The sequence below is a fragment of the Streptomyces griseoluteus genome, assembly GCF_004784465.1.
Classification (GTDB): Bacteria; Actinomycetota; Actinomycetes; order Streptomycetales; family Streptomycetaceae; genus Streptomyces; species Streptomyces griseoluteus.
The window spans coordinates 1-6,135 of the sequence record NZ_SRRU01000022.1; the positions used below are offsets into that span (position 1 = coordinate 1).

The 6,135-nt window shown below is 67.8% G+C and carries 6 protein-coding genes and 1 pseudogene; 1 reads left to right on the plus strand and 6 read right to left on the minus strand.

What is annotated here, in order from left to right; translation table 11 throughout:
- Positions 1-301: 301 nt before the first annotated feature.
- Both E5082_RS32200 and E5082_RS32205 read right to left on the minus strand, forming a co-directional pair.
- Positions 302-1,327: a hypothetical protein gene (locus E5082_RS32200; protein WP_135794736.1), complete on the minus strand. Its 1,026-nt coding sequence runs from the start codon at positions 1,325-1,327 to the stop codon at positions 302-304.
- A 128-nt stretch (positions 1,328-1,455) separates the two neighbouring features.
- Positions 1,456-1,971, minus strand: coding sequence for a GNAT family N-acetyltransferase (locus E5082_RS32205; protein WP_135794737.1), 516 nt, complete (start codon positions 1,969-1,971; stop codon positions 1,456-1,458).
- Positions 1,972-3,446: 1,475 nt separating this feature from the next.
- Here E5082_RS32205 and E5082_RS32215 point away from each other — a divergent pair.
- The gene (locus E5082_RS32215; RefSeq protein WP_135794738.1) at positions 3,447-3,953 is read left to right on the plus strand and encodes a transglycosylase SLT domain-containing protein; all 507 of its coding nucleotides are present in this window, start codon (positions 3,447-3,449) and stop codon (positions 3,951-3,953) included.
- Here the strand turns inward: E5082_RS32215 and E5082_RS33525 are convergent.
- From E5082_RS33525 to E5082_RS32235, 4 genes and pseudogenes are all read right to left on the minus strand, one after another.
- Complete coding sequence (locus tag E5082_RS33525; protein WP_268255614.1) at positions 3,937-4,254, minus strand: helix-turn-helix domain-containing protein; 318 nt, start codon at positions 4,252-4,254, stop codon at positions 3,937-3,939. The two genes, E5082_RS32215 and E5082_RS33525, sit on opposite strands and share 17 nt — an antisense overlap.
- The gene (locus E5082_RS32225; protein WP_135794739.1) at positions 4,251-4,613 is read right to left on the minus strand and encodes a hypothetical protein; all 363 of its coding nucleotides are present in this window, start codon (positions 4,611-4,613) and stop codon (positions 4,251-4,253) included. Before E5082_RS32225 ends, E5082_RS33525 begins: the two co-directional genes overlap by 4 nt.
- A gap of 28 nt (positions 4,614-4,641) precedes the next feature.
- Complete coding sequence (locus tag E5082_RS32230; protein WP_135794740.1) at positions 4,642-5,301, minus strand: hypothetical protein; 660 nt, start codon at positions 5,299-5,301, stop codon at positions 4,642-4,644.
- A gap of 717 nt (positions 5,302-6,018) precedes the next feature.
- Positions 6,019-6,135 (minus strand): annotated as a pseudogene (locus tag E5082_RS32235) (IS5/IS1182 family transposase); the annotation flags it as partial.

Below are 6,135 nucleotides of genomic sequence, written 5' to 3' on the forward strand. Positions count from 1 at the left end.
GAAACGTCTCCGGCAATCGCGTCAGCCATCTCCCGCATCACGGATAGCGACCCTAGCCTCAGCCGTCCCAGCCAGCTCGACCACCCATAACGGAATCAAACGCACCCGACAGGACAAAACGCTCTTTGAGAGGGCGTTTCCCTGGCGGGAGCGGGTGAGGTTGATCGAGGGCTTCGCGGTTGTGTCAGGGAAGCCCCGCTTCCTTCTCGGATGTCGGGCCGCAGGCAGGCACCCTGAGCCTCGCGGCCCGGCGTCACGGCATGCCCGCAACGTGACGCCCCGGATGCACACTGCGGACGGGCTACGTCATCAACTCGATGTGCGGATGCTCGGGCTCCGCCGGGCAGACGAACAGGTGCTGCCGGTAGCCGCTGCCTATCTGGACACCGGTCGCGTTGTAGCCGCGGTGGCCGGGGTACGGTCCAGCACCTGGGTGAGGGTGCGGAGACCAGCTGTTCCCGGCATCGTCCCCTTCCTCGAACGTGGCGACGGTCATCAGGACCTCCATGCCGGTGCCGCACTCGGAGCAGGGCTGCGAGCTGGGGTCGGTGGAGTCCCAAGCGGGCCAGCCGCCGACCTTCCAGCCGGGTGCGTTGGACAGCACACAGTCGTAGTACGTGTCCGGGTCCATGTCTTCCTCTGCTGCCTGCGGCACCCTCCACTGCTTGAGCTGCTCCCGCAGTTCTTCGCTCAGCTCCAGATGGTCGGGGTACTCGATGATCTGCTCCGGTTCGAGCACGCACGGTTCCGGTAGATAGCCGTCGAACTGCACTGCGGGTGGCTCGGGGGCCGTGTCGAGAATGTCGGTGACGGCGGCTGCCGAACGCCAGAAGAGCAGGGTCCTGGGCATGATCGGATGATCGAAGGGGCACCACAGAACCTGCAGCAGGTCCTTGCCCTCCGGAGGGCTCAGATCGGGCACATCCCTTACGTACAGCTGCGCGACGGGCAGCATCGCCATGGGACCGTCGTACGCCTGGACGGCCAGCCTCACCGGATACGTCCGAGGGGGTCGGATCCGCTCGAGAGTCTCCCGTTCCTCCGGAGTCAGGTCCCGGCCGTGCGAGGCGGCGAAGATCCGTCGTTCCAGCCGCAGATCGGCCGGGGACCGGGCTGGGTTGATGCCATCCACCACATGCGGTTCCTCGCAGTGCGGCCACGGCTCCTCAGCGGGCCACAGCAGCGGCCCGCCGATCGAGCTGTCGTGCCACGTCGGCGCCCCAGGGCGGGGGTGCAGGCGGGTCGCCGTGCGGGCCAGCGGCGCCAGTTGGGGAAAGACCGCGGCAACGTCGATCGGCCGTGGCGGAGTGACAGGAGTGACATTCATGGCCGCAATCTTGCCCATCGCCTCTGACAACGGCCCTCGTGGCCGCCCCACGAAGAGTCCCGGCACCGGCGTCATCCGGGCGAGCGCTACCGCCGGTCCGTTGCCGGCGGGATGGCCCGCGAGAAGGTCTAGAGCAGTATGCGGAGGTCGAGCACGGGGCCGGTGGTGTCGACCGGGGACGCATCCAGCTTCTCGAGAAGGTGGAGCATCGACGTGTTGCTCGCCGCCACCGTGGCGGCCAGTGCGTGGTGCCCCTCGCGGCGGGCAACGGCAGCCGCATGTTCGGCCAGCGCGGTGCCAAGCCCCCTGGCCTGCCATGCGTCCTCGACCAGGATTGCGAGTTCCCCCACCCCCTGCTGATCGGTGCGCATGACGTTCGTCATGGCGATGATGTACTCCGTACGCTCGGCTGGAGCGGTCACCAGCGTGGTGCCGCGCTCCGGATCGGACAACTGACGCCATTCGGCAGGGGAGATCCCGGTCTTGCCCGCGTGGTACCGCAGGGCTCGACTGCCCAGCGAGCAGCGGCGGTGCAGTTCCTGCACTGGCACCAGGTCGACGGGGGCCGCCTCCCGGGTTCGGGTGGCGGTTCCATCGATCAGCATGATCGAGTGTGCGTCCTCTCGGCGGTCGGCGTCGAGCATCGATGTTCTCCTCACATTGCGATCGTGACTGCTGTGTCGCAGGCTCCGGGTCCGGAGCACGGCCTTGCTACCGCAGCAGTCTTTTGCGGGCTCCGGGGCCGACTCAAGAGGACTTCGCGTCACGTCGATTGCGCTCCGCTTATGTTCAACCACGTAGAGACGCGAAAATCTGGCGGAATCGCACCCGTTGTCGCCGCCGATGCTGCGTACTCCTCACGCCATCGCTCCAGGATTTACACGGAGGGCCAAGCGGCCCTCGCCACCTGGACAGGCCGATGAACGTCCGTACTTCGCGTATGCGATCCACTTCGTACTCCGCCGCGCCCCTGATCGGCAGCTCCTACTCCACCGGCCGGCGAGGTCGATCCGTCCAGCCACTGGACGCTGGTGCGCGGCGCCTTGGCTGAACTTCGCCACCGCCCTGTGGCTCTGCGACGGCGCCGGGCGCAGCGAGCGCCGTGCGGCACCGGCGGCGCGCCCCGTGTGCAGCCGGGGCCCGGCGGGCCGGCCGTCGCGCCGTGACCCCGGCGGGAGGACCGTCGTTGTCCTGGCTGGTGCCGCCCCTTGGCGCGCTGTGACGGTGCCCGGCCGAGTGCCGCATCGGCCCACGACTGACGCGGACGGCCAGGCCCTGGACACGCCGCGTCACTCACGGCGCCTCACGCGTAGCCATGCGGGCGCCGGATCGTGGGACCGGCCGCGAGGACGGCCCGGCCATGACCTCCACCCACCCGCACAGGCGACCGCAGCGGCGCAGCGAGATCCCCCACGATCCGACGCAGGACACCCGCCTGCAGCAGATCCGCGACACCCTGCCGCCCCGCGCGCACCCCGGGCCCGGTGGGCGACGAGGTGCCACCGGAGCTGCTGGCGCTGGTGAGCCACCACTGCCGCCGTATCAACGCCCACCTTGCTGACAGCCGGATACCGGGCCGCTGGCCCGGGCGGGAATCCGGGCGGCACGTTCACCGACCCCTGACCGCCTTGGCGGAGGCATGAAGCCGGGCTGTGACACGTGACGCGTGCCGTTCACGGTGGGTTCAGGAGACCCGTAGCCATCCCGGAGAGGGCTGGAGCACGTGTACGCATTTCCGAGCTGCACGCTGCCCCCTTCCGGGTGGAGCAAGCCCGGCCGGAAGCCTGATTTTCCGGCTCTCCGCGTGACGCCACCCACGAGAGGTAGGTCACGTCCTAAGCGGGATCGTAGAGCCTCACGGTGGTCTCACGCACGTGGAAAGAGGCGAAATGACCGAATTGCGAAATTTCTACACTCTTGGGTAGTAGGTCACATTCTTGCTTCCCGTCCTCGCCGTCGCTAAACATATTTCTCGTCGCCGCAAACAGCGGGTCGGGCCGGGCGGGATCGCCGGGGCCGTCCTTGTTTGCCGCGCAGTGCGGGGCCTCGCCCCGACGCCCGACAGGCCGCGACCGGATGATCCGGCCGGCGCCTCAGAGACGTCCCGTAGGAGACCCCCTTGACCGTGATCACCGCTGCGTCCCGCTTCGCCCGTCTGCGCAACCTGGCCGTCACCGGCCTGGTCACCACCGGCGCCGCGGCCGCGGCCCTGACGCTGACGCCGGCCGCCCACGCCGCCGAGGCCCCCATGGCCGCCCCCGCCATCGCCTCCAAGGCCGCCGGCCCCGCCGGTGCCAAGGGTGGCGCGAACAACCTCGACGGCTGGATCAAGCAGTCCCTGGCCATCATGAAGGCCAAGGGCATTCCGGGCACCTACGAGGGCCTGCACCGCAACATCATGCGCGAGTCCAGTGGCAACCCCAACGCCCAGAACAACTACGACGTCAACGCCAAGAACGGCATCCCCTCCAAGGGTCTGCTCCAGGTCATCGACCCCACGTTCAAGGCATTCCACGTCGCCGGCACCGCCAACAGCTCCACCGACCCGGTCGCCAACATCACCGCCGCCGCCAACTACGCCGCCCACCGTTACGGCTCCATCGACAACGTCAACTCGGCGTACTGAGCCGCCCGGCGTTCGTCACCCGTCCGGATTGAGTTCCGCGTAGAGCATCCCCAGCAGCTCCCCACCCTCGGGCGTGCAGGTCGCCGGAAACCTCGAGCGCAGCGACCAGGTCCGTCTTGGTGGGGAAGTGCCGGTACAGGGTGCCCACGGCCACGCCCGCCGCGGAAGCGATCTCGTCCATGCCGACCTCGGGGCCGTGCGCGGTGGTCTGCTCGCCGGCGGCGGTCAGGATCTTCGTAGGGTTGCGGACTGGAAGCGGCGCGGTGCGCCGTGGCCTGGACGCACTTTTCGGCGCTGTCACCGGTTACCGGCCCGTTTGGCGTCCAGCAGTCCGTGCAGGTGCTCGGCGGCGTTCTCGATGTCCGCGTATTTCTGCTGCCCGGCGCGTACCTTGGCGGAGAGCACACCGCAGCGGTGGACGCGCTCGAAATCGCCGTAGGGGAACTTGTACCGGCCCTTGGTCTCCTCTCCCATCTCGTCGTCGATGCCCAGGTACCACCTGGCGTACTCGTTGAATCCGTGCTTCTCAAGGTAGGCGTTCTCGTCCGCCGCCGAAGGCCGGTGCTCGCTCCACTCGTCCCGGTCGTCCAGGACGGTCCGGCCCTGTTCAGTCAGTTTCTTTGCGTGGTCGAACGCCCTCGCGTTCAGTTTCACCGTCATGCCGTTCACCGCCCATCGACTGACCTGTTCAAATGTCGGCTGCTGCCGCCTGGATGTCCTGCCGCGCGTGCCCCATCAGCTCGTCCAAGTCGCCGACCTCAGGGGTGAGTTCCCGCGCGCGCGGTGCGATCTGCTGCAGCCATGCCGCAGTGGCCAGGGCCAGTTCGACGGCCTCCTGGGTCCGCTCCTCGCCGAGCAGCTTCTCGACCTTGAAAGCAATGCTCGAGAGCGTGTCGTCATCGGTGGCAGGCACCAAGTAGGGCTGCAGGCCCGGCGGATACGGTGTCCGCTCCCGGTACTCACGCATCGCGGTCACGACCGCGGGCATGGCGCTGTACGAGTCGAGGAGGCCCATGAAGACGTACAGGCGGGCCACCAGCCGTGGCAGGCCGGGATGCCGATCCAGCCAGGCCATAAGCTCACGCTGATCATCGAAGTGGTTCATGATCTGCGACATCGCCTCTGCGACCCGGTTGGGCCATGTCCAGTGGAAGGGCAGCAGCCGCGCCACCTGATGGGCGAGCGCCGCCTCGCCCTCCGCGTCCAGCGTGCCGGCGACGAATTCGTCGACCTGCCTTTGGTCCAGTCCGTAGTCGGCTGGCGCCGTCCGGTCCTGCGAGCTCTGTGACGTGTCGTGACGCAGACGCAACAACTGTGTGCCGATCTTGCTCAGTGTCCGGTTCCGCATTGTTCCTCCCTCGCGCCCCGTGCCCGCGACTTGTCAGACACCGGTTCCGGGTCCAGAGCGAGGGCGCCACCATGCGCTGGTGCTGCGAGCGCGGTTGCGGGGAGCACGGCAGCAACCGGTATTCGAGCGCCGAGGACGCCGAGAACCTCGGGCGACGGGCACCGTTGGCGGGACTCTTCCCCTTGCGCCTGGTGGGTGGCGTGCGGGTGGACACGAGCCAGGAGAGCGTGTGCGGCGCACGATGACAGACCCCCGACGTCTTGTTCATGACCTCATTTCGATCTCTGGTCAAATGACGCGCAGGGTAACGGTTTCTTCCACTTTATGGCATTTTGTGCAGCTCCGTAGAGCGGTCGTTCTCGCGGGCCAAGCGCAGGACAACGACCTGGATGGAGCGACGGGGCGGCGGCCTGCCGGACCGCTTGGGCCGAGGTGTAGCCCCGTGACGAGGCGCACGAGGTCACGGTGCCACCTCAGGACCGTCTCCGGCGAAACGATCAGGCGTAGCTGCCGCGGTGTCGGCTTGAGGAGCCGGTGGAGGAGGGCGGCGAGGAAAGCGCGGTCTGCCAGGGTGACGCGTGGCCTATCGATCTGCCGTTACAGGACAGCCAACTGTCCGGCAATCGTCATCAGGGAATCATGGCTAAGCCTTCCCGGGTAATCCGGCGGCGATGAAGTGCTCCCAGATCAGCGGCTGTCCACTAGTAAGACGTCGTTTCATTTGGTGAGTCGTCGGTAGTTGATGAGGCTGGTGGCGATGGCTGTGAACGCGAGGAAGTGCTCGGGTTTCCGTTCGTAGCGCCGGTGCAGGCGGCGGCTGCCGGCAAGCCAGGA